The following is a 3,026-nucleotide window of genomic DNA, read 5'->3' on the forward strand; positions in this document are numbered from 1 at the left end:
TAGGCTCTCAAACGAAGTTAGAACCAAGGAATGATAGTTCTAAGAGTTGGTTGATACTGGCAGACAAAAAGGGAGTAGGGCAGCAGTTAGCGACCTTACTCCGCTCATTAGGAGAGGTTTGTACTTTAGTATTTGCCGGAGAAAAGTATCAACAGATAGCTCCGGGAGAATTTAGTATTAATCCTAATCAAGCTAAAGATTTTGAGGAGGTAATAGAGACAGTGGCCGGGAAGTCACCATCATTGTATGGAGTGGTACAATGTTGGACGGCTGAAGCCGAAGTGGGTCAAGGGATTAATTCTGAGAAGTTAGGAAGTTTATCGAAGTTAGGGTGTGGCACAACTCTATCTTTAGTACAAGCATTGGTGAAAGGCGGGTTATCAACTGTCCCTCGATTATGGTTGGTGACAAATGGTGCTCAGGCGGTGCCTGTTCATCATCCGGTGATACCAGGAGTAGCTCAATCTTCGGTGTGGGGAATGGGTAAAGTGATTAGCTGGGAACATCCAGAGTTGAACTGTACTCGTATAGATTTAGACCCAGAGGAGACTCTAGAGGGTCAGGCTGATGCCCTATTTCAAGAAATTTGGTCTGAGGATAGGGAAGACCAGGTAGCATGGCGTGGGGATGGTCGTTATGTAGCTCGGTTGGTGGGTAGTCGTCATCGGCAACCAGTGGCACAACAGTTGGTGCCATCACAACCATTCAAACTAGGAAGTTCCCAGAGAGGTAGTTTGGATAACTTAATCCTAGAACCAGTTACTAGACGTTCGCCAGGAGCAGGGGAAGTAGAAATTAGAGTTAAGGCAACAGGATTGAATTTTCGTGACGTTCTCATAGCCTTGGATATTTATCCAGGAGAGCCTGTAATGGGAGCAGAGTGTGCGGGAGAAGTAGTAGCTGTAGGACCGCAAGTCAGAGATTTTCAAGTGGGTGACTTAGTTATAGCTCTGGCTCCTGACTGCTTTAGTCAGTATGTAACTGTTGATGCTACCTATATAGTTATTAAGCCAAAACATCTGAGCTTTGAAGAAGCAGCATCTATTCCAAGTAATTTTTTAACAGCTTATTATACTTTGCATCATTTGGCTAAGATTAAGGCTGGCGATCGCGTTTTAATCCATGCAGCAGCAGGAGGTACGGGAATGGCTGCTGTTAAAATGGCACAGCAAGCAGGAGCTGAGGTTTTGGCTACAGCAAGTCCTCGCAAATGGGAAGCATTACGAAATCTGGGTGTTAAACATATTATGAATTCCCGGACATTAGAATTTGCTGACCAGGTGATGGAAATAACTCAAGGTCAAGGAGTGGATATTGTTCTCAACTCCCTGACTTCTGGGGAATTTATTAGCAAGAGTATGTCAGTAGTAGCTCAGGGTGGTCGGTTTGTGGAAATCTCCAGGCGAGGAGTATGGTCTTCAAGCCAAGTAGCAGCAGTCAGACCGGATGTATCTTATTTTGTGGTGGATTTATTCAAAGAGTCAATAGAGCAACCGGGATTAATCAATTCTATGTTGCAAGGGTTGAAAGAGAAATTCGGCAATGGTTTACTACAACCACCACCAATAAAGATATTTCCAATAGAGGAAGTCATTGATGCCTTCCGTTATATGCAACAAGCCAAACATATAGGTAAGATTGTGGTAACTCAAACACAACTTGCTGATGGTAAGACTCAAAAGCCTTTAAGTTTCCGTTCTGGAGCTAGCTATTTGATAACAGGAGGTATGGCAGGTTTAGGCTTACTGGTAGCTAATTGGATGGTATCTAAGGGAGCTAAACATTTAATATTGTTAGGACGCCGTTCGCCGGATGATGCATCTCGGAAAAAAATAACAGAGTTAGAAATGGCAGGAGCGTCCGTGGTAGTGGAAACAGCCGACGTGTCAGATTGGGAATCAATGAGAGGGGTGTGGCAGAGAATTGAGGAATCAAACCGACCATTAGCAGGAGTGATTCATTCAGCAGGAATGTTATCAGATGGAGTGCTACAAAACCAGAGTTGGTCTAGTTTTGAGCGGGTGATGGCACCAAAAGTGCAGGGTGCTTGGCATTTGCATCAATTGAGTCTAAATCAATCATTGGACTTTTTTGTGCTGTTTTCATCGGCAGCATCTCTGTTGGGTTCGCCTGCCCAGGGAAATCATTCCTCTGCTAATGCTTTCCTTGATGGTTTAGCTCATTATCGTCGCGCTCAGGGATTACCGGGATTGAGTATTCATTGGGGTGCAGTTTCTGAAGTGGGAGAGGCTGCGGAACGAGGAGCAGATGTGAGGGTAGGTAAGCACGGGATAGGTGCAATATCTCCGAGCCAGGTCTTGGAGTCTTTAGAACTATTGATGAGTGGTTCGGATGTGGAAGTAGGGGTCGTACCTATTGACTGGTCACGGTGGCAGAAGAAAGTGGCGCAGTGGCCGTTTTTAGCGGATTGGCAGGAAACTATATTGGAGGTGGCGGAACCATCGAAGTCAGATTTTCTATTAAAGTTGGAGGCTACACCACCTAATGAGCGTCGTTTGTTGTTGGTGGCTCATGTGCGTCGTCAGGTGGCTCAAGTGTTGGGAATTAGTCATCCTGAATCAATTGCTTTGGAAACAGGGTTTTTTGATTTGGGTATGGACTCTTTGACTTCTGTGGAGTTGAGGAATAAGTTGCAAAGTAGTTTGAAGTGTTCGGTACCTTCTACTCTGGCTTTTGATTATCCAAAGCTTAATAAGCTAGTAGATTATTTGTCTAAGCAGATTTTATATCAAGAATTTTTTAATACTTCAATTACAAAAAAAACAGAAAATACAAATGATGAAATAGATAAACTAAAAGAAAAACAATTATCGAAAGTTCAAGATCTTTCAGAAAAACAGCTAGAAGAGCTGCTCGACCAAAAATTTAACTTACTAAATTAATTAGGAACTGGAGTAATGAACAATTCATCTAACCCTAAGCAATTAACTAATTTACAAAAATCGCTTTTAGTAATTGAACGATTACAGTCCCAGGTAGAGCAACTGGAGAAGGCTCAAAAAGAA

1 protein-coding gene is annotated in these 3,026 nt (G+C 43.2%); it reads left to right on the forward strand.

Annotated elements, in window-relative coordinates:
• The coding region (locus F6K49_RS38725) for an SDR family NAD(P)-dependent oxidoreductase (protein WP_293105785.1) at positions 1-2,903 on the forward strand (2,903 nt) is incomplete at its 5' end.
• Positions 2,904-3,026 lie beyond the last annotated feature (123 nt).

This window comes from Moorena sp. SIO3I6 (assembly GCF_010672095.1).